The following is a 20,950-nucleotide window of genomic DNA, read 5'->3' as shown; positions in this document are numbered from 1 at the left end:
TTTATGTTATGAAAAAATTGTCGATCATAGCTTTTCTTGGACTAAGCATACTTGCTTTTTCTCAGGAAACCAAAAATGTACCGGAAGCAAGAAAGCAGGATAATGCCCTTCTGGTAAAACCTGATCATGCAGAGCTGGATGCGAAGAAGAAAGCAGCAGAAGAAAAAGCAAAACTTCCCAAACCTTATGATCCTAAAGCTAATGCTGAAGCTGATATTAACAAGCTAGTGGCTCAGGCTAAAAAAGAAGGTAAGAATATTGTGATTCAGGCCGGAGGAAACTGGTGTATCTGGTGCCTGCGCTTTAATAATTTTGTTCAGAACACTCCTGAGTTGAAGGAAACTGTAGATAAAAACTATCTGTATTATCATTTGAATTATTCCCCGGAAAATAAAAATGAAAAAGTTTTTGCTAAATATGTGGACATTAAAGAAAAGCTTGGCTATCCTTTTTTCATAGTTTTGGATAAAAACGGAAAAATGATTCATGTTTTAAAAGACAGTTCTGTTCTTGAAGAAGGAAAAGGATACAGCAAAGAAAAAGTAAAAGAGTTCTTTGACCAGTGGGCTCCAAAGTCATAAAAAATATAATCGGGAAATTCTTCCCGGTTTTTTTATTTACAGCAGTTTCCTGATCCAGCTTAATTTCTTTTCAGAATATGGAGGATATTTTATATCCGGCTCGCCCCAGGTTGCTTTTTCAAGAATGGATTTCTGATGAGAAAATGCTTCAAAACCATATATTCCATGATAACTTCCAATACCTGAGTTTCCAACCCCTCCAAAAGGAAGACGGTCATTTCCTAAATGCATGATCACATCATTAATGCATCCTCCACCAAACGACAATTTCGTGGTGAACGCTTCTTTTTCTTCAGAATTCCGGGTAAAAAGATAAGCGGCCAGCGGTTTTTCAAACTCCAGGATGGTAGTAAGAACCAAATTAAAATTGGTAAAGCTAATAACAGGGAGTATCGGACCGAAAATTTCTTCCTGCATAACATCATCTTCCCAGCTTACATTATTTAGAAGGGTAGGCTCTATAAATAGGTTCTTTTCATCGAAATTTCCACCAAAGTAAATTTTCTCTTTATCGATTAGCTTTACCAAACGTTGGAAGTTTCTTTGATTGATAATTCTTGTATAATGTTCAGAGTCCGATCCGTACTTAAATTCCATAATATACTTTCTCAGTGTTTCCAAAAACTGTTCATGGATAGGTTCTTCGACCAGCAGATAATCCGGTGCTACACAGGTTTGTCCGGCATTGAGGAATTTCCCCCATATAATTCTTTTGGCAGCTACCTCAAGATCTGCATCTTTGGTTACAATAGCGGGCGATTTTCCGCCCAATTCAAGCACAACAGGCGTTAAATGTTCTGCAGCAGCCCGATAAATGATCTTTCCAACCTTAGTGCTTCCGGTAAAGAATATTTTGTCGAATTTTAACTTTAAAAGCTCTGTGGTTTCACCAATACCGCCTTCATATACATACAGATATTCGGGAGGGAAATTTTCATTGATGATTTTTGCCATTGCCTTCATTGTGTTTTCTGCAATTTCACTTGGCTTTAAAACACAGCAGTTTCCTGCTGCCAGCGCAGCAATTACAGGGGAAATCGACAATTGATAAGGATAATTCCATGCACCTATAACAAGAATATTTCCTAGAGGTTCCGGGTAAATTTTACTTTTTCCAAGTTGATTGGCCAGGTTGGTCCTGACTCTTTTAGGTTTTGAAAGTGCATTTAAATTCTTCAGATAATACTTAATATCATTCAAAACAAAGGAAATCTCTGTGGTAAAAGTATCAAACTTTGATTTGCCGAAATCTTTGTAAACAGCTTCATACAAAAGCTCTTCATTCTTTATAATAATATCACGGAGCTTTTCAAGATACATTTTTCTGAACTTGATATTCTTCGTTTGCTGTGTCTTGAAAAAAGCTTTCTGATGATCTACGATTTCCTGAATTCCCATTACAATTCAAATTTCGGAAAGTACAGCAAATTTTCGGCCTAAAATCACATAATATTTCTCACCGCAATTTTCACAGGGTGGTAAAGCAGTAAAGCAAACGCCGTGATCAATGCCAGCCAGAACAGTCCTGTGAAAATTTCCATATTGGAAAGGAGGATCGACTGGGCTGTTATTTTTGCTTTAAAGGCTCCGGCAGTCACTGATAAAGACTCATTCACGGGCAGTTTAGAGAGTTGAGCTCCGAATATCTGGTTCCATTGGCTGTAAAAGACCGGATTGGTATCTGTAAGATTAAAGCTTAAAGTATCAGAATGCTTTAAGGTTAAAAAAAGCATCAGGTTCTGCATTAAAGCATAGCCGATAGCAGTGGTCCAGAAACGGGTTGTAGTTCCTAAAGCTGTTGCATTGGAGAGATATTCTTCCGGCGTTCTGGAAATAAGAAAGAAAACAAGGGGCGTAAACAGTAAGCCCTGAGCAATTCCCTGCAGAAGTAAAGGTGGGCAGATTGTAGAAAGGGTAGTGTCCGGATAAAATGTATACGTAAACCATGCACAGTCTAATGCCAGCAGCAAAAATCCGGTAAAAAAAACAATCCTTGAAGAAATGCCACGCATCAGGCAGATCCCCGATAAAAAAATACCAATAAATGTCCCTACCACATTCCAGTACTGAATGTTGACAATATAGTCCCATGGCCATTTCCAGACCGTTGCCATAATGCTGTAAACATTGTTCAGGCCGGAACGGATCAGATAAAAAATAAAAAAAAGGATCATCCCGGCAATCACATTCTTTGAGCTGAATACTTCAAAATGAAAGATCGGTCTTTTGGAATTCCTTTGCTTCAGCATAAACAATCCTCCTGAAAGAAGAAATATAAAAAGACACATGATAATGGTATCAGACTCAAACCACATCAGTCTTTTTCCGTAAATGATGGCATACCCTCCTGACTGAAGACAGGCCCACAACAGGAACCAACTTGTGATGTCCAGTTGATAAAGCGGCATTTTAGGAAAAAACCGGTTGGTATTGAAAAGAGCGATTCCGATAACCAGGACAAAAACATGAAAATAAACCATCATCAAGATCATATGCCGGAAATCATAATTTTCAATGCTTGATTTAAGTAGTGATGTAGTGACTGTTCCTCCTGTGAGCATGATGGTATACATGAAAAGATAGGCTATTACCTTAGCGTGTTTGGTTTTCAATTCAGCAATGATCAGTGGGAGAAAAATAGCGCCTTCCAGCAGCCCGAAAATGCCTTCCAGAAATCTTATGACCAGGATGACCTGGTAATTGTTGGTAACCGAGAGGGCATAAAGAATGATCACAGAAATGGAAGACATCAGCAAAACATAATATTTAACGCTGAAATATGCCATAAACCTCTGTAAAACCAAAAGAGTAACCACAAAAGTTCCATACATCAGAATCATTAAGTACTGGATGTCATCTGAATCTACATCCATAAAAGAAGAAGTGAAGGCGCTATTGGAATGCAAAAGCGACAACAACATCAGGTGGGGAAATAGTGCCAACACCAGAAGCGGCAGCTTCAGCCATTGCGGGACCCATTTGTGATAAACTGTATTATGCTGCATAAGATGTGTAAATGCGATAATTGGTGATTATTAATTTAATACGAAGGCATAGATATTTTTTCACTTTTTCATCGAAATAAAATGCGGAAAGACAAAGAGCAGAATGTAAAAGTAAAAGGTAAGATGACAAACGCTAAAGAATAACCAAAAGCCTGTCGCTGCAGTCCCGTCTTTCCGCTAAAAAAATCTAATCTGGCTGTTATTGATGTAGAAATTGGATTTGTTTACTATCTTTTACTCTAAAACTCTAAAACTCTAAAAACTTAAAACCCTCCCACACAAAAACTTTATATCTTCTTCGCGCTCACCAGGACATTCATTCCGGAAAGCAGTTTTTCGTTATTTTGATTGGTATCGAGAATGATTTTTACGGGAAATCTCTGTTCGATTTTGACAAAGTTTCCCGTGGCATTATCAGGCTTTACCAGAGAAAACTGTGAGCCTGATGCTGGCGATACGGAAACTACTTTTCCTTTAAACTCAATTTCAGGATAGGCATCTGCAGTAATTGTTACTTCCTGTTTCGTATCAATCTGGCCGAGTTGGGTCTCCTTATAATTGGCAATGATCCATTTTTCCTTGCTTACCATTTGTACCAGAGCCTGGCCTTCTTTGATCAGCTGTCCTTCCTGGATTGTTTTTTTGCCTACCCAGCCATCGTACGGAGCGGTGATCACAGTATATGAAAGAAAAAGTCTGGCATTATTAAGATTTGCGGAACTCTGCTGGATCTGGCTTTTTACCGGGGCAACTTTGGTCTGCTGTTCATTAGCACCAGCTTTTACTGAATTTTTCTGTTGTTCTAAGGCTAAAAGATTGGCTTTGGCCTGCTCGTAAGAGGCTTTTATATTCTCAAACTGCTGTTCGGTAGCGGCGTCTTCAGAAACCAGGTTCTTATACCTCTTAAAATCCTGTTCCGTTCTCCATATATCAATTTTTGCTGAAGCTATTTTGGCATCAATAATCTTTGAATCACTTTTCTTTGTATTAACCCCACTTTCAATGGTTGTGATGTTTTCTGCATTGGCATGAAGGCCGGCCTCAGCCATTTTTACCTGGTTGACAAATTCCCTGTTATCGATAACAATCAAGGTATCTCCTTTATGCACGAACTGGTTTTCTTCAAAACGTATACTTTTAATGAATCCTGAAACCTTACTGGAAACCGGGGTAATATACTGTTCGATCTGAGCATCGTTCGTGGTGACGTTTTTTCTTGAGAAGAGATAGAAACTTACCATGCCTGTGATGCCGCTGATGATCAGGATCCAGGCCAGAAGTGTAATTGACTTGTTGATTCTTTTTTCCTTTTGTGTCAGTTGTTTCTTTGCCATAGTTTTTATAAGTTTCCAATCGTGTACTGGAGTTGATAATATTTTAGTTGTCGGTTAATTTTTACGGAGATAAGATTGGATTCAGCTTCCAGATAAGCATTATCTGCATCGATGAGTTCTGTGATCAGGCTTAGTTTATTCGCATATTTTGTCTTTACAATACGGTAGTTTTCTTTGGCCTGACCAATGGCTTCTTCAGCAATCTTCACTTTCTGATCGGTTTCTTCGAATTTTTTATAAGCTTCATAAACGGTATGTCTTACCTTTTCATCATTCTCTTCAATCTGGAGCTTTGCCAGATCAATATTTTCCCGGGCTTCCTGCATCTTGTATTTGTTTTTATACAAATTTTCGATGGGATAAGTAAGATTCACTCCAAGCATTCCCAAACGGTAGGCGTAAGGCTCAGGAGGGAAAAACATCATATTGGGATATTTGATAAAGTATTCTCCTCCTGCCGTAATTTTGGGTAAATAATTTGCTTTTATAATTTTTTGATCCAGTTCTTTTAACGAAAGATTTTTGTGGGTCATTTCTACGGATTCGTTCTTACTTAAAGCAGTTTCTGTCAGTTCATCAATATAGGGAATCGTAGCTCTGTCGGAGATAAGATCCTCCGTATCTACATGCATTTCCTGGTTTTCAGGAAGAGAAAGGATGGTTTTAAGCTTATGTTCAGCAATTTGTATATCGTTGTCCAGCTCTGTCCAGCTCATAGTATGGTTGGAAAGCTGTAAAGCTGTTCTCAGAACTTCATTTACTGTAACAACTCCATTGGCTTTTAAAGCTTTTACCTGTTTTATATTTACAGAATCCTCCTTCATTTTATCATTGATAAGATTTTGCTGTTCCTTTAAATGATGGATCTGAAGAAAAGCAGTAATGATCTCCATTTTAAGCTGCCTTTCATCCTGATGGGTTTGCAAGGCTGAAATTTCGGTATCAATAGACGCTTTTTTCTCTGAATTCCTGATTTTCCCACCCATATACACAGGTATTGATGCCGAAAGCGTAAAATCATACATCCCGTTAATAACATCATATTTCGTGGCTTTATTGAAAATGCCGTTTTGATGCTGGAAAAGATTAGTTACCTGACTATAGCTGGTGTGAAATTCTATATCCGGAAGTTTTTCCATGGCAAGATCCTTTTCCCTGGTGACAGACATTTCCTTTTTTAAGTGGCTTATCTGTATATTTTTGTTGTTTTTCAAACCGGTCTCGATAGCCTGTTGAAGGCTGATATGCTGATAATCGATCATTTGTGAGTGTAAAAAACTGCCTGTAAGCAGTAAGCACAACGTCATGCACTGATATTTACATGCGTTAAATATCATATTCATAATTTAATTAAAGGATTTTTGCTAAAATGATTTTGATGTTGCAAAGTTACGATGCGAAGTATGGGACCTGATTTGTGAAAGCAGAAAAAGATTTGCTCATTTACGCCAATTTAAAATTTTCTTTATACCTTTATTGTATGAATGACAGCCATTTTAAAGCGGTAGAAGATGATGATGCAGAATTTTATGTGTATAATGTGCTTACAGGAGATGTTACCACAGACATTCATCATCACAGTTCTGCCCAGTTGGTATATGCAGAGGGCGGAATCGTTCATGTTTTTACGGATCTTAAACATTGGTATCTTCCGGCAAGATGCTTTATGTGGATCCCGGCAGGAACGCCGCATTATATTTTCTCAACCAGCCCAAAAGTAGATTTATACAATTTTTATTTTAAAAAAGAGGAGAATGAAAGTGGCTTCTTTGATGAAATTAATATCTATTCGGTCAGTCACTTGCTCAGGGAAATGATCTTGTATACCAAAGACTGGGATGGGAAAATCACAAAAAATGATGGTGCTAAATATTATTTCCTTAAAGCCTTAAAAGGAATTCTTCCCGAAAAAAGAGATAAAAAGCTGGCTTTTCCGGTTCAGCATCCTTTTCCAAAAGATGAAACTCTTCTGAAGATTGCCAAATACATCCATGCTAACCTTGAAAAACCTCTTACCATCGAATCTACGGCGAAAGAATTTGGCATGAGCACCAGAACTCTCTCTCGGAAGTTTAAAGAGATTTTAGGCATGAATTACGTCCGTTTTCTGCGGGCGCTGAGAATCACCCGTTCACTGGAATTAATGTTGGAAGGCAAATACAATATGTACGAAATAGCGATGATGGTAGGCTATAACAGCCTTTCTTCATTCAGTAATATCTTTAAAAAAGTAATTGGGGTACCGCCTACAGAATATCAGCAGAAACTGAAAGGAGATAAGTAGGTTGTGGAGAGTAGGAGAGTTTGAGAGTTTTTTGGAGGTTCCGTGATTTGTGATATAGAGTAGCGTTGAGGAATTCAATGGAAAAAGAAATAAATATTTACCTCAAGCTTTTCCTGACCCTAATTCCCCTTCCTTGAAGGGGTGGATTTTTGCAACGCAAAAAGACGGGGTAGTTAAAAAGATATCAATACAATAAATACAAAAAAAACCACTTCAAAGGAAGTGGTTTATATATTTGAGAAAATCTCTTTAGAATCTTAAGCTTCTTCAGAAGGAGTTTCTTCTACTACTTTAGCTTTAGGAGCAGCTGGTTTAGGAGCTTCTACCGGAGCGTCAGATACGATGTCGAATTCAAAGTTGTACTCAACATTTCTGTGTAGTCTGATGTTTGCAGTAACTTTACCAGTTCTTTTAATAGTGTTCCCTGGGATTTTGATGTATTTCTTCTCTACAGAAACTCCAGCTTTAGCAAGAGCAGCAGAAAGATCTGCATTGTTGATAGATCCGAATAACTTGTCGCCAGAACCTACTTTTGCAGGAATAGTAACAGAAGTTTTCTTTAACTGATCTACTACAGCGTTAGCAGCAGCGATTAATTTAGCTTCTTCTTCTTTTCTAGCTTCTAAAGTAGCTTCAAGAGCTGCTTTGTTTTTAGGAGTTGCTAAAAGTGCAATTCCTTGAGGAAGTAAGAAGTTTCTTGCATAACCAGGCTTTACGCTTACTGTATCAAACTCAAGTCCTAAGTTTTCTACGTCTTTTTTTAGGATGATATCCATTGTTGTTGTCCTTTTTTTAGAATTTAGATGCTGGAAATTAGAAATTAGATGGAAGACAATGTCTGTTTATCTGAAATCTTAGATCTCTTATCTAAAATCAAGTTAGAATTAAATTATTTATTCAGCAACAAAAGAAGAGGTTGTCCTCTTCTCTTATTTATTTTTTGTCTTATTTCAATAAGTCAGCTACGTAAGGTAGTAAAGAAAGGTGTCTTGCTCTTTTGATAGCAGCAGAAACTTTTCTTTGGTATTTTAAAGAAGTTCCAGTGTATCTTCTTGGTAAGATTTTACCTTGCTCGTTTACAAACTGTAATAAGAAATCAGCATCTTTGTAATCAACGTGCTTAATTCCGTATTTTTTGAATCTACAATATTTCTTTTCAGATTTTGTATTGATATCAAGTGGAGTAAGGAATTTTACTTCAGATTCTCCTCCAGCTGAGGCTTGTTTAGCCATTTCGTCTATTGCCATGTCTTGTCTTTTTTTAAAATAGGGTTAATAATTAAGCTCTAGCCGCTTTGATTTTAGTTCTTCTAGTTACAGCGTACTCAACAGCGTGCTTGTCAAGTTTTGTAGTCAGGTAACGGATTACTCTTTCGTCACGTTTGAATGCCAATTCTAAATCAGCAACTACAGTACCTTCACCTTTAAACTCGATTAAAGTGTAGAATCCATTCTTTTTCAATTGAATTGGATAAGCTAGTTTTTTTAATCCCCAGTTTTCTTTGGCAACGATTTCACAGTTCTTTTCTTTTAAAAGATCTTCAAATTTTTTCACTGCTTCCTCTACCTGAGCATCAGATAGAACGGGAGTTAAAATGAAAACAGTTTCGTAATTGTTCATAATGTTAAATGAATTTGTTAATTATTTCGAGGTGCAAAATTAGAAAATATATTTGTAATATACAACAGTTGTGCGAAATAGTTGGCAGTTACAAGTTGCTGTTTTTTAGTTTAAAATTGACAGTGAGAGATTTGATACTCTGTTTTTTTTAAATTCCTCTGCTAACTTCAAGCCAAAAAATAACAGGAATCGCTAATAAATATAATGATTCTATTAATCTTTCTCTCTGATTTCCGTCAGAAAATTTACCTTGATCACATCATACAGAGAATGTCTGCTTACTAAAATAGAAACAATGGAAGATACCATTCCTGCCAGCATCAGGTGGAAGATCAGGGAATGTCTGTCCGTCATTTCAAGTACGATAATAGCGGAAGTAAAGGGAGCTCTTGTAATTCCGGTAAGAAAAGCTACCATTCCTGCGAGGATTACTACATTGGTTTCGTTGGCTGTCAAATGAATGGCCCCGGAGATTACAGATCCTATACTGGCACCCGCACTCAGGGCCGGGGCGAAAATTCCTCCTGCACCACCTGAGGTAAAAGACAGGGCAGGGCCAAGCATTCTTAAGATTGGGACATACCATTCTTCATGTTTGTCGCTAGTAAAAAGCACGCGTTCCATGATTTCTTTTCCGGATCCAAGAATCTCGCGGTTGATAAAATATGCTATGGAAGCAATAAACAGTGCGCAAAGCACCAGAAAAATAATATTGGCTTTATCCGTTTTAAGCTTCCTTTTCTTCCAGTCACTCATCTTAAGCATCATTACGGAAAGCTGGCTGGCCAGGATTCCGGAAGTTCCCGCGACAAGGATAATCGGAAACATAACCATCAGAGATACATCATTGGTTTTAGGATAGCCTAAATATAAATAGGATCCCGCTAAAGTCTGGGCTGTTAAGCCCGCAATAATCACTGCCGTAAATAAAGCCGTTTTGAAGTAATTGATATGTGTTTTGGAAAGTTCTTCTACGGCAAATACAATTCCTCCTAAAGGTGTATTAAATGCCGCTGCAAGTCCCGCAGCCGCACCGGTCATGATCATGTTCTTCTTTGAGATTTTCGGCCACCAGTGGGGAAGATATTCATTGACCTTTCTGAACACAGAACCGGCAATTTGGATGGTAGGTCCTTCACGTCCTACAGCACCGCCTCCGATCACCAGAATGACAGATGAAATGATTTTAAAAACAATGATTTTAAGACTTAAAAGGCTCCTGATTTTGGTATGTTCCTTCGGATTAGCAAGTTCTACAGCGGCCATCACCTGCGGAATACCGCTGCCTTTGGCGTTGGGAGCAAATTCTTTCACCAGCCACCATGAAAGGACAAAACCAATGGGAGCAATAATAAAGATCATCCACGAATGCCAGTTCATCATGAAATGCAACAGATGTTCTCCCCATGCAAATATCTTAGCATACATCACCGCAAAAAAGCCGGTGATCACTGAACCGATCCAGAAGGGAATGGCCTGCAGCAGATTGTTTTTCAGCTGCTCGTTGCGGATATTATCAAAAGACTTTTTAAGGCCTGTTCGGATGAGGGAGAGAATTTTCAGCATTTGTGGACTGGGACATTTTATTAAACCGAAAAATAGGGAAATTAGATGGTATTAAAAAATCCTATTAAAAAAGTTCCCACGGATTTGAGATACATACATATAGGGGCTTCCCAAAAGGAAGCTTTTATATTATATTGATGAAAGCAATGATTAATACTGTGGATTGAAAATAGCAATATAGGCTACACAATAAAGAATTAGTACAACAGCCGAAAATTTCAGATTGGCATTTCTGAGGATGTATTTATTATTGATGTGCAGGATGAGTGCTTCAATAAGAATACAAAAAAACCAGATAGCATGAAAAGCAAACATAATTATCAGGTAACCTAAAACGTCCCAGCCGTTAGCATTAAATATCACAGCTGTAAAACCTATAGTTCCGGCTATAAATATGGCAAGACGAATAAGAATATGCTTTGCAGTATTTGGCTTCTTTTCTGAAACAAATATTGTATGATCATCTTCTTTGATCTCAAAAAGTTCTCTTAGCTCATTATCCATTATCGCTGTTTTTGATAGAGCTTGATAAAGAAAGGTAAGATGCCGACATAGCCCAGAAGGCTTATTACGCCACAAACACGGTATACGTACATGATATCATTAATGTTGAAAAATCCTATGATAAATTCAACAAAATAAGTGGCAATGATGATGCATAATGAAATAATTGCAATTAAAGTTACTTCTTTCATATTTAAGATTGGGTTGTGATGTTTTTATTAAGATTATTGTGTTTTATGGTTAGTTTCGTATTTAACTCAAATGTACAGATAATCTTTTAATAGTAAAAAAACCTCCGGATTTTTCGGAGGTTTTGTATGGTAAGATGTTTGATAAGTTCCGCATGACCTTTAAATAATGAGTCCCTTATCAGTTATCAGGTATTAAATTTCTGTATTCAGATCCCAGTTCTGAAGATAATCATGAACATGCTTCAGCATCATCCCTCCTAAAGATCCGTCTACCACTCTGTGGTCATAAGAGTGAGACATGAACATCAGCTGACGGATGGCAATTACATCACCGTCTTTAGTTTCAAGAACTGCAGGCTTTTTAACGATAGCACCAATAGCTAAGATAGCGACCTGAGGCTGAGGAATAATAGGAGTTCCCATAAGGTTTCCGAAACTTCCCACGTTAGAAATGGTATACGTTGCTCCCTGAGTATCTTCCGGTCTTAGTTTTTTGTTTCTCGCTCTGTACGCCAAATCGTTGATCGCTTTTGCCAAGCCTGAAAGCGATAACTGATCAGCGTTTTTAATTACAGGAACGATAAGGTTTCCGTCCGGCAGAGCTGTAGCCATACCGATATTGATATTTTTCTTTTTAATGATATTTTCACCGTTAATAGAAACATTGATCATTGGGAAATCCTGGATAGCTTTCACTACAGCTTTCACGAAAATTGGCATGAAAGTCAGTTTTTCTCCTTCACGTTTTTCGAAAATATCTTTATGCTTGTTTCTCCACTTTACAACGTTGGTAACGTCTGTTTCGATGAAAGAAGTAACATGTGGAGCAATCTGTTTTGCTTTTACCATGTTTTCAGCAATGATCTTTCTCATTCTGTCCATTGGAATGATCTCGTCACCTGCTGCTACAGGAACCGTAGAGACCGGTGCTGAAGCCGGAACTTTTGGAGCTGCCGGAGTTGCTGGTTGTGCAGAAACAGCCTGCTGAGCCGGCTGGTTTCCTCTGTTGGAAACGTATGCTAATATATCTTCTTTTGTGATTCTTCCTTCTAAACCACTTCCTTTAATCGTTTTAAGCTCAGATTCAGAAATGTTTTCCTGCTGTGCAATTGATTTTACCAATGGTGACAGGTAAAGGTCTCCTGAAAACTCTACGTTGGAAGCTGCAGCCTGTAACGGCTCTTCAATAGCTTTTAAAGTTTCTGTATCCGGAGCGGCTGCCGGAGTTTCTGGTTGTGCTTCTTCTGAAGCTGTATTTCCGCCTTCTCCTTCAATTTCTAAAATGGCAATGGCCTCACCAACTTTAGCAACCTCGTCCTTTTGTTTCAGGATTTTTACAATTTTCCCCGAAACCGGTGTCGGAACGTCTGAATCTACCTTATCTGTTGCAATTTCAACTACGGAATCATCCTCTTTTACATTATCACCTTCATTGAATAACCAAGTGATAATTGTCGCTTCCATAACACCTTCTCCCATGGAAGGAAGCAATAATTTGTATTCTGCCATTTTTAATTTTTAGATTTTGACAAATATATAAAAAAAATCGGTTTTTTTATGGAATATATAATCTTAGACAAATTCAACGTAGATATTCTCGCCTACATTGAGCCCAAACAGGCTTTTGGCCCCGTTTTTTTTACTCCCTTTATAGATGGTGAGCTCCAAAAGCTGACTATCATTGAAGATCGCTGCCGACTGTCCGTGGAATTCTGTTTCCCTTTCCCAGTCGGAAACCACTTCCGTATGGCTGGAATACACCCTTGAAAGTGTTAAATTTCTGAATTTTATAGTAAAACCTTCATTTCCTTTGCCTGTGTTTTCAAAAAAATCTTTACTGATATTTGAGATTATATTTCCGAAATTATCAATATAGGTTACTTCTCCAATGATCATTTTTTCAGATTCATTGAAGACAGGTTTCGGAAAAAGAAGTTCCTTTGCCGAATCTATTTTCCGGCCTATTACTTCTGGAAGTCCGCCATTCGCAAGATGTACTGCTGCAGGCACAAAAACATCGGTGGAAGTAAAGTTTACCACATCATCGAAGCGGTTGTTCAAAGTGATTTCGTATATCGCTTCCGGTTTTATATCAAAAAAGACAAGGCTTAAAAGTCCGTTGTCTGCTGCTAAAAAGTAGGAGCCGTCTGCCTTATAAAGAATGTTTTTTCTGGATCTGTTGTAAAAACTGTCTACAGAAAGAATGTGAATTGTCCCCTTAGGGAAATATTTATAGGCGTTGCGTACAATATACGATGTCTGTATCAGGTTGAAAGCTTGAATTTCGTGGGTTATATCAACAATATTAACCTTAGAATTTAAAGACAGAATTTTGCCTTTCACAGCGGCAACTCTGTAATCTAAATTTCCGAAATCCGAAGTAAGGGTAATAATTGACATGGATCGTTGATAGAATAAATAGTGTTTCCTGCAAAGTTATTTAAAATAAAAAGAAAGCCCCAAAAGATTGTAGAAAAGAATTGATATAAATTTGAAAAAAAGCTTTAATTTTAAAATCTAATAAAAATAAAATACTGCATGTTTGAATTAACATATGATTTAGAAGACATCGATGTAAAGACCTTCTATGGCGTTAATAACCAATATTTCAACTTATTAAAATCAAGCTTTCCTACCCTTAAGATTACCGGAAGAGACCATTTTGTCTTTGCAATGGGTAATCAGGAAGCATTAGATATACTCAGACAGAAACTGGATAATCTTGTAAAATTTATCTCTGAAAACAATTCTATCGCTTTAAAAGACGTTGAGAATGTCCTGAATATTAAGGACGAGAATGAAAAACAACTGATTTTCGACCAGGATATTATTGTAAAGGGGGTCAACGGTAAGATCATTAAAGCTAAAACTACCAATCTTAAGAAACTGGTAAAAGAAACCGAGAAAAAAGATATGGTTTTTGCGATAGGACCTGCGGGAACCGGAAAAACGTATACCAGTGTGGCTTTGGCAGCGAGAGCTTTGAGAGATAAAGAGGTGAAAAGAATTGTCCTGACGAGACCTGCGGTAGAAGCAGGAGAGAGCCTTGGATTTTTACCCGGAGATCTTAAAGAAAAGCTGGATCCGTATTTGCAGCCTTTATATGATGCGCTTAGAGATATGATCCCTCATGAAAAACTGGAAGGGTTTATGGAGAAGAAAGTGATTGAAGTCGCTCCGTTGGCTTTCATGAGAGGGCGTACGCTGGATGATGCCTTTGTAATCCTTGATGAAGCACAGAATACAACTCATGCCCAAATGAAAATGTTTCTGACAAGAATGGGGATGAATGCTAAATTCATCATCACAGGAGATCCAACCCAGATCGATCTGCCGCCGAAACAACAATCCGGATTGAAAGAAGCTATGAGAATTCTTAGAGATGTTAAAGAAATCGGTTTTGTACACCTTACTGAAGAAGATGTTGTAAGACATCCTGTTGTGAAAAAGATAATTCTGGCATACAACGAAGAGGACAAGAGGCTGAAGGATTAATTGGAACTGCTTGAACCGAATGTTTTTACATTTAGTATTAATTGTTTGTGATAATATTTTTACCCACTATTTGGTGTTCTAAAAAAAAAACTTAGTTTTGTGACCGAATACTAAAAAATAATCATGAGAAAATTTTTACTTATTGCAGCGGCGGCTGTAGTTAGCGCTAATCTAAGCGCTCAAGAAACAAGATTCGGGGCTAAAGCCGGTTACTCACTTTCAACTTTAAAATTTAAAGACGACGGGAATTCTGAAAATACAGATCCTTCACACACTTTCTATGCAGGTGTTTTGGTAGAGCATAAACTAAGTGATAAATTTGCTCTTCAGGGTGAAGTTTTATACTCGCCACTAGGAGGTAAAATTACTGAAAGAGTGGAAGATGAGGATGATGCAGGTACATTCTTTAACATTAAGAACAAGACCACTTTCGGGACTATTTTGATTCCTGTTTCTGCTAAATACTTCATTACTGAAGGTTTATCAGTTTCTGCCGGAGCAAGTTTCGGACTTATCATTTCTGCAAAAACAAAAACTGTAGCAGATCTTGGTTTGGGAATGATTCCAGGATTCGAAATCTCTGCAGACGATGAGAGAGACATTAAAGACCAGGTTAACACTTTGAATATTGCTCCTTTCCTGGGTGCTGAGTATGCTTTGGAAAATGGTTTGTTTTTTGACGCCAGATACAACATGGGAGTTTCTAACTTAGCTAAGGATTCCGGAGATGGAAAACTGACTAACAGCTTCTTCCAGGTAGGTGTTGGTTTCAAATTCGGAGGAAACTAATTTTTAAGAACTTGTTAAAAATATGAAGCGGGCCTAAATTGGCCCGCTTCTTTTGTTTCTAAGAGACGTCTCCCGTTAATTTTATGTTAATAATAAAAATATTTAGTAATTTTGCAGCATCAATCAAACTATTTAAAAAATGAAAAAACTATTTTTACTAGGTGCTTTTGCGCTGCTAGGCGGTGCTGCACAGGCGCAGGAAGGTTTTAAACTGGGAGGTCACATCGGTGTTCCGGTAGGTGATGCTGGTGATGCTTCTTCATTTACATTAGGAGTGGATGCTGCCTATATGTGGAACATTACAAAAGGACTTGATCTTGGAGTTACCACAGGGTATTCACATTTCTTTGGAAAAGATAACTTTGATGATTTCGGATTTATTCCTGTAGCAGTTTCCGGTAAATATAAATTCTCAGGAGCTCCTATCTTTGTAGGATTAGATCTTGGATACGGAATTTCTACAAAAGATGGAGTAGATGGTGGTTTCTATGCTCAGCCTAAATTTGGATACCAGATGTCTACAGGTGAACTTTATTTAGGATACCAGACAATCAGCAACAAGCGTGACTACGGATGGTATACAGCCAACTGGAACGTAGGTGCCATTAATATTGGATACAACTTCTTCATCAAATAAGAAAAAGTAGAAAATAATTCAGAACTCCGGCTGTTAAAGGCCGGAGTTTCTTTTTTACAATGTATACTTAATAAAGAAGAAAAATTGTCTTTAGGTATAAATATTTGCTTAATATTAAGACTAATATGTTAAATATTAACGGTTTATAATCTTATTATTCATGATGTTTATGGAAAAAAAACATAATTTAAAGAAAATGGTAAAATTAAATAAACTAAGTATTTTTCGCTGTTATTGAAAAATTGTAATTTTTTTATTCTAAATATTGTGAAAAAATCAAAATCCTGTAATGAATATGCTTTATTTTCGGAAAACACCAATGTTTATCGATGATATTAATCACGTTAACAAATTTTAATATTAGCGAGAGCCACTGTAAATTTGCCCTCAGAAAGTATTAAAATTTTTTAAAATGAAAAAATTATTATTAGCGGGTGCTGTTGCACTTTTCGGTTTATCTAATGCTCAAATTGCAAAAGGAACTGCATATATTTCAGGACAAGTTGGTTATTCTCAGGAAGAAAACAACAACAATGATACTAAAGTAGAAAGCTTCAGAATCGTTCCAACTGCAGGATACTTTGTAGGGACTAACCTTGCTGTAGGTTTAGGAGTAGGTTATGCAAGTGATAAAGTTACTAAAACTACAACTGGATCAATTGCAGGTGGTAGCTTTGTTTCTGAAACTAAAGGTACTCAATCTGCATTTGTTGTTGCTCCTTTCGTAAGAAAATATTGGACTTTAGCTGACAAATTATATATCTTCGGTCAATTAGAAGTTCCAATGGAATTCGGACAATTTAAAGACGAAGCTACAACAACAACTACAATAGGATCAACTACGAACACTGCGTCTACTTCTGACAAAGCTAACTATACTTCAATCGGTGTTAACGTTAAGCCAGGTTTAGATTATTTCTTAAACAAAAACTGGAGCATTGAAGCTACTATCGGTGAATTTGGATACAACACTTCTAAATTAGACGTTGATGGTGCTAAGAGCGTAAACAACTATAAGTTCGGTTTGAATTTATCTTCTGTAACTTTCGGAGTTAAATATGTATTTGCTAAGTAATTAACAAAGCATTTGTAAAAATAGAAGCCCTAATTATTTTAGGGCTTTTTTATCTTTAAAAACTTTTTTAAAATAAAATAACCATGAAAAAAATCTTATTGGCATCAGCTCTTGCTTTTTGTGCAGGAATGAATGCGCAGACAAAATTCGGTGTAAAAGCAGGGTATGCATTATCAAAACTGAATTCAAATGACGATCTTGATGCATTTGAAGGGGTAAGTGGAGGTTTGAAATCTAAATCAGGCTTTTATGTAGGCGCTTTGGTAGAGCATAAATTCAATAATAAATTTGCTGTGCAGGGAGAAGTTCAGTATGCAAACCTGGGTGGGAAAGTTGAAGTTTCAACAATGGGAATTACTGTTACAGAAAAATTCAATTTCAACAGAATTGTAGTTCCTGTAACTGCAAGATATTATGCTACCCCTGAACTTGGAGTATACGCAGGACCTTTTGTAAGCTTCAGAACCAACACGAAAGTAAATATTGACGTATCAGGAGGAATGGCAAATCCACAGGCTGTAAATGAAGGTGAACAATTCCTGGAGAAGAACTTTGATGATAACCTTAAGTCTGCTGAATTCGGTTTGGTTTTAGGGGCTGATTATAACGTATATAAAGGATTATTTGTAGATGCCCGTTACAGTTTCGGACTGACCAATATGATCAAAGATCCAGTAAACGATGAAAAGCTGAAAATGAATTTCTTCCAGATCGGAATAGGATATAAATTCAAATAAAAATAAAAAACTCTCAGAATTTCTGAGAGTTTTTTTATGACTTTTTGTTTAGGCTTTGTTATTTTTATTTTCCCATCATTCCGCCCATGCCTGGCATATTTGGCATTTTGCTCATCATCTGCATCATCTGTTTTCCCTGAGGTCCCTGCATCATCTTCATCATTTTGCCCATCTGTTCGAACTGCTTCATCAGTTGATTCACATCTTCAATCTTTCTTCCTGCACCTTTTGCAATTCTCTGTTTTCTCTGGGTATTAATGATAGAAGGTCTTCTTCTTTCGTCGGGTGTCATAGAGTAGATGATTGCTTCAATGTGTTTGAAAGCATCGTCACTGATCTCAACATCTTTGATTGCCTTTCCAACCCCTGGAATCATTCCCATAAGGTCTTTCATATTACCCATCTTTTTGATCTGGTTGATCTGTTTAAGGAAATCATCAAATCCGAATTCGTTTTTAGCGATCTTTTTGTGAAGCTTTTTAGCCTCTTCCTCATCAAACTGTTCCTGAGCCCTTTCTACTAAGGAAACTACATCTCCCATTCCTAAGATCCTGTCTGCCATTCTTTCCGGATAGAAAAGATCTAAAGCTTCCATTTTCTCACCGGTAGAGATGAATTTGATTGGTTTTTCAACAACAGAACGGATCGTTAAAGCGGCACCACCTCTTGTATCACCATCTAATTTAGTAAGGACAACACCGTCAAAGTTCAGGGCATCGTTGAATGCCTTTGCTGTATTTACAGCATCCTGACCGGTCATGGAATCTACTACGAATAAGGTTTCCTGAGGCTTGATGAAATAATGTACAGATTTGATCTCGTTCATCATCTGCTCGTCAATCGCAAGACGTCCTGCGGTATCAACGATCACTACATCATGACCGTTTGCTTTTGCAAAATTAATTGCATTTTCAGCAATGGTAGATGGATTGGTAGAACCTTCTTCTGTAAATACCGGAACCCCAATCTGACCACCCAATACTTTAAGCTGGTCAATTGCAGCAGGACGGTAAACGTCACAGGCAACCAATAAAGGTTTCTTAGTTCTTTTTGTTTTTAAGTAATTGGCCAGTTTTCCGGAGAAAGTAGTCTTACCCGAACCCTGAAGACCTGCAATAAGAATTACGGTAGGTTTTCCTGAAAGATTGATTCCTTCCTGAGAACCTCCCATCAGATCTACCAGCTCGTCATGAACAATCTTCGTCATCAGCTGTCCCGGTGTAAGGGAAGTAAGAACGTTCTGTCCTAAAGCTTTATCCTGAACTCTTTTGGTAAGATCTTTTGCAACTTTATAGTTAACATCGGCATCTACCAGCGCTCTACGGATCTCCTTTACGGTTTCCGCCACGTTGATTTCTGTGATTTTCCCGCGTCCGGAAATATTATGTAGAGCCTTGTCTAATTTATCCTGTAAACTATTAAACATATGTATTGTAAATTATAGGTTTGCAAAAATAAGGAATTTTTAGGCATATCCAAAGTCTTACGATACGTAATATTATATATATAGAAAAAATGATAAAAATCAATTCATGTGAAATTCGATAGAAAAAGTCTATTTTTGTGATCACTTAAAATAAACCATAGTATTTGCAATGAAATTAAATCCTAATATCCTGGTTACGGTATTATTCTTTTTAACATTTCTGATCCATTTTTCCCTTTGGAAATTTGTTTTTCACTTAGATGAGATTATTATTGTTAAATTTTATCTTTTTTTAAGTGTCATGTTCATGCTGATGATTACAATGATTGTTTTAATTAATAGGGTAGTGCCTGAATTTTTAGGGCTGTCTGTGATTGGGCTGATCCTTTTAAAATTCGGTTTAATGTACTTAATCAGGAAAAAATTGAACTTTGAAGTGATTCCGGGCTATAAATTTCATTTTATTATTCCATATTTCGTCCTGACAACACTGCTTACATACTATGCAATTAAGCTGATTAATCATGACAAAAAACAGTAAAATTATTTATTGAAACTAGAAAAAATATTATATTTTTGCACAACGAAAAAAACCTATCAATGTTTAAGAAATTCGCAGTTTTATTCTACAGTATTTTTGTATTAAACTTAGTGTCTGCACAGCACGGTGAGGCTACTGCTGAGGCGGCTCCTGCTCAAGAGCTTTCGGAGAAAGACAAAACAAGTAAAGAAAACAAGGAGTTTATCGATCATCACTTGTTGGATGCTCACGACTTTACATTGATGGTAGACAAAGAAGGTCACCATATCGGTTTCCCTCTCCCTGTTATTTTCTATGATAACGGATTCCATAGCTTTATGAGCAATAAAGAAGGTTTCATGCATGGTGAGCCGACTGAAGTAGACGGTTCTTATTATAAATTGCACCACGAGAAAATTTATAAAACAGATGCAGCGGGAATTTTAACACTGGGTGAAGATGGTCATCCTACGAATGAGAAGCCTTTGGATCTTTCTATTACAAAGAGTGTGCTTATCATTTTATTAGTATCAATCTTTATGTTAGTATTATTTGGGGGAATGGCTAAGTCTTATAAGAAGTCTGTTGTACCTACAGGAGCTGCAAGATTCTTAGAGCCTTTAATTATTTTCGTAAGAGATGAAGTAGCGATCCCAAACATCGGGCATAAATACAAAAGATTTATGGGGTACTTATTAACAGTATTCTTCTTTATATTGTTTCTTAACGTATTAGGATTGATGCCTTTCGGAATTAATGTTACAGGTAATATTACCATGACATTCTTCCTTGCGATCCTTACTTATTTAATCACGACGTTCTCTGCTAACAAAGATTACTGGAAACATATTTTCTGGATGCCGGGTGTTCCTGTACCAATGAAACTGATCATGTTGCCAATCGAATTATTAGGAACAATTACTAAGCCTTTCGCATTGATGATTCGTCTTTTTGCTAATATGACTGCAGGACACATCGTAGTAATGAGTTTAATTGGATTGATCTATGTGTTTAAGAACTTTGCAGCAGGTGTTGCATTCCCGTTCTTAACATTAGTGATCTACTTATTGGAAGTATTGGTAGCATTCTTACAGGCTTATATCTTCACAATGTTATCAGCTTTGTTTATCGGAATGGCAGTACAAGAGCACGAACATGAACACCATGCTGCTCACTAATTGAAAT

General features: G+C 37.1%; 21 protein-coding genes. 9 read left to right on the top strand and 12 right to left on the bottom strand.

The genetic code is table 11. From position 1 onward, the window contains the following. Window positions 1-8 precede the first annotated feature (8 nt). Entirely contained in the window at window positions 9-581 is a 573-nt protein-coding gene (locus DRF61_RS14110) for a thioredoxin family protein (protein WP_111958125.1), read from the top strand. Window positions 582-617: 36 nt separating this feature from the next. Here DRF61_RS14110 and DRF61_RS14105 read toward each other — a convergent pair whose 3' ends face one another. From DRF61_RS14105 to DRF61_RS14090, 4 genes are all read right to left on the bottom strand, one after another. Continuing rightward, complete coding sequence (locus tag DRF61_RS14105; RefSeq protein ID WP_111958123.1) at window positions 618-1,979, bottom strand: aldehyde dehydrogenase; 1,362 nt, start codon at window positions 1,977-1,979, stop codon at window positions 618-620. Between the two features lie 44 nt (window positions 1,980-2,023). Further along, a complete protein-coding gene (locus tag DRF61_RS14100; protein WP_146897111.1) occupies window positions 2,024-3,586 on the bottom strand; it encodes an MFS transporter in 1,563 nt (520 codons plus the stop codon). 287 nt (window positions 3,587-3,873) lie between these two features. Next, window positions 3,874-4,920: an HlyD family secretion protein gene (locus DRF61_RS14095; protein ID WP_111958119.1), complete on the bottom strand. Its 1,047-nt coding sequence runs from the start codon at window positions 4,918-4,920 to the stop codon at window positions 3,874-3,876. A gap of 5 nt (window positions 4,921-4,925) precedes the next feature. Next, entirely contained in the window at window positions 4,926-6,263 is a 1,338-nt protein-coding gene (locus DRF61_RS14090) for a TolC family protein (RefSeq protein ID WP_228452664.1), read from the bottom strand. A gap of 137 nt (window positions 6,264-6,400) precedes the next feature. On the opposite strand from DRF61_RS14090, the gene DRF61_RS14085 reads away from it, so the two are divergent. Beyond that, window positions 6,401-7,204 (top strand): helix-turn-helix domain-containing protein, encoded by an 804-nt coding sequence (locus tag DRF61_RS14085; protein ID WP_111958113.1) that lies wholly within the window; start codon window positions 6,401-6,403, stop codon window positions 7,202-7,204. 257 nt (window positions 7,205-7,461) lie between these two features. On the opposite strand, the gene rplI is transcribed toward DRF61_RS14085, so the two are convergent. The 7 genes from rplI to DRF61_RS14050 all read right to left on the bottom strand — a co-directional run bounded on the left by rplI (window position 7,462) and on the right by DRF61_RS14050 (window position 13,486). After that, a complete protein-coding gene (gene rplI, locus DRF61_RS14080; RefSeq protein WP_111958111.1) occupies window positions 7,462-7,980 on the bottom strand; it encodes a 50S ribosomal protein L9 in 519 nt (172 codons plus the stop codon). Between the two features lie 169 nt (window positions 7,981-8,149). Continuing rightward, window positions 8,150-8,452 carry a 30S ribosomal protein S18 gene (gene rpsR, locus DRF61_RS14075; protein WP_034706728.1) on the bottom strand — a complete coding sequence of 101 codons (303 nt, stop codon included), beginning with the start codon at window positions 8,450-8,452 and terminating at the stop codon, window positions 8,150-8,152. A gap of 31 nt (window positions 8,453-8,483) precedes the next feature. Continuing rightward, on the bottom strand, window positions 8,484-8,825 hold the full coding sequence (gene rpsF / locus DRF61_RS14070; protein WP_034706729.1) for a 30S ribosomal protein S6: 342 nt from the start codon (window positions 8,823-8,825) through the stop codon (window positions 8,484-8,486). Between the two features lie 213 nt (window positions 8,826-9,038). Then, window positions 9,039-10,391 carry a chloride channel protein gene (locus DRF61_RS14065; RefSeq protein WP_111958109.1) on the bottom strand — a complete coding sequence of 451 codons (1,353 nt, stop codon included), beginning with the start codon at window positions 10,389-10,391 and terminating at the stop codon, window positions 9,039-9,041. A 150-nt stretch (window positions 10,392-10,541) separates the two neighbouring features. Further along, window positions 10,542-10,895: a hypothetical protein gene (locus tag DRF61_RS14060; protein WP_111958107.1), complete on the bottom strand. Its 354-nt coding sequence runs from the start codon at window positions 10,893-10,895 to the stop codon at window positions 10,542-10,544. Between the two features lie 383 nt (window positions 10,896-11,278). Continuing rightward, on the bottom strand, window positions 11,279-12,595 hold the full coding sequence (locus DRF61_RS14055) for a dihydrolipoamide acetyltransferase family protein (RefSeq protein WP_111958105.1): 1,317 nt from the start codon (window positions 12,593-12,595) through the stop codon (window positions 11,279-11,281). Between the two features lie 63 nt (window positions 12,596-12,658). Then, a complete protein-coding gene (locus DRF61_RS14050; RefSeq protein WP_111958103.1) occupies window positions 12,659-13,486 on the bottom strand; it encodes an SAM hydrolase/SAM-dependent halogenase family protein in 828 nt (275 codons plus the stop codon). 138 nt (window positions 13,487-13,624) lie between these two features. On the opposite strand from DRF61_RS14050, the gene DRF61_RS14045 reads away from it, so the two are divergent. From DRF61_RS14045 to DRF61_RS14025, 5 genes are all read left to right on the top strand, one after another. Next, window positions 13,625-14,581, top strand: coding sequence for a PhoH family protein (locus tag DRF61_RS14045; RefSeq protein WP_111958101.1), 957 nt, complete (start codon window positions 13,625-13,627; stop codon window positions 14,579-14,581). A 123-nt stretch (window positions 14,582-14,704) separates the two neighbouring features. Then, window positions 14,705-15,370, top strand: coding sequence for a porin family protein (locus tag DRF61_RS14040; protein ID WP_111958099.1), 666 nt, complete (start codon window positions 14,705-14,707; stop codon window positions 15,368-15,370). 139 nt (window positions 15,371-15,509) lie between these two features. Continuing rightward, window positions 15,510-16,007 carry a hypothetical protein gene (locus DRF61_RS14035; protein ID WP_111958097.1) on the top strand — a complete coding sequence of 166 codons (498 nt, stop codon included), beginning with the start codon at window positions 15,510-15,512 and terminating at the stop codon, window positions 16,005-16,007. A gap of 412 nt (window positions 16,008-16,419) precedes the next feature. Continuing rightward, the gene (locus tag DRF61_RS14030; RefSeq protein WP_111958095.1) at window positions 16,420-17,082 is read left to right on the top strand and encodes an outer membrane beta-barrel protein; all 663 of its coding nucleotides are present in this window, start codon (window positions 16,420-16,422) and stop codon (window positions 17,080-17,082) included. Window positions 17,083-17,165: 83 nt separating this feature from the next. Then, on the top strand, window positions 17,166-17,819 hold the full coding sequence (locus DRF61_RS14025) for a porin family protein (protein ID WP_111958093.1): 654 nt from the start codon (window positions 17,166-17,168) through the stop codon (window positions 17,817-17,819). 64 nt (window positions 17,820-17,883) lie between these two features. Here the strand turns inward: DRF61_RS14025 and ffh are convergent, their stop codons facing one another. Beyond that, window positions 17,884-19,245 carry a signal recognition particle protein gene (gene ffh, locus DRF61_RS14020; protein ID WP_048504315.1) on the bottom strand — a complete coding sequence of 454 codons (1,362 nt, stop codon included), beginning with the start codon at window positions 19,243-19,245 and terminating at the stop codon, window positions 17,884-17,886. Between the two features lie 169 nt (window positions 19,246-19,414). Between ffh and DRF61_RS14015 the strand changes: the two genes are divergently transcribed. Together DRF61_RS14015 and atpB are read left to right on the top strand one after the other, a co-directional pair. Next, on the top strand, window positions 19,415-19,786 hold the full coding sequence (locus tag DRF61_RS14015) for a hypothetical protein (protein WP_034725372.1): 372 nt from the start codon (window positions 19,415-19,417) through the stop codon (window positions 19,784-19,786). A 59-nt stretch (window positions 19,787-19,845) separates the two neighbouring features. Next, window positions 19,846-20,943, top strand: a complete 1,098-nt coding sequence (gene atpB / locus DRF61_RS14010; protein ID WP_111958091.1) for a F0F1 ATP synthase subunit A — start codon at window positions 19,846-19,848, stop codon at window positions 20,941-20,943. The last annotated feature ends 7 nt before the right edge of the window (window positions 20,944-20,950 follow it).

This window comes from Chryseobacterium lathyri (assembly GCF_003290185.1).
Classification (GTDB): Bacteria; Bacteroidota; Bacteroidia; order Flavobacteriales; family Weeksellaceae; genus Chryseobacterium; species Chryseobacterium lathyri.
The sequence above is the reverse complement of the archived record's forward strand: the minus strand, read 5'-3'. Positions and strand labels throughout refer to the sequence as shown.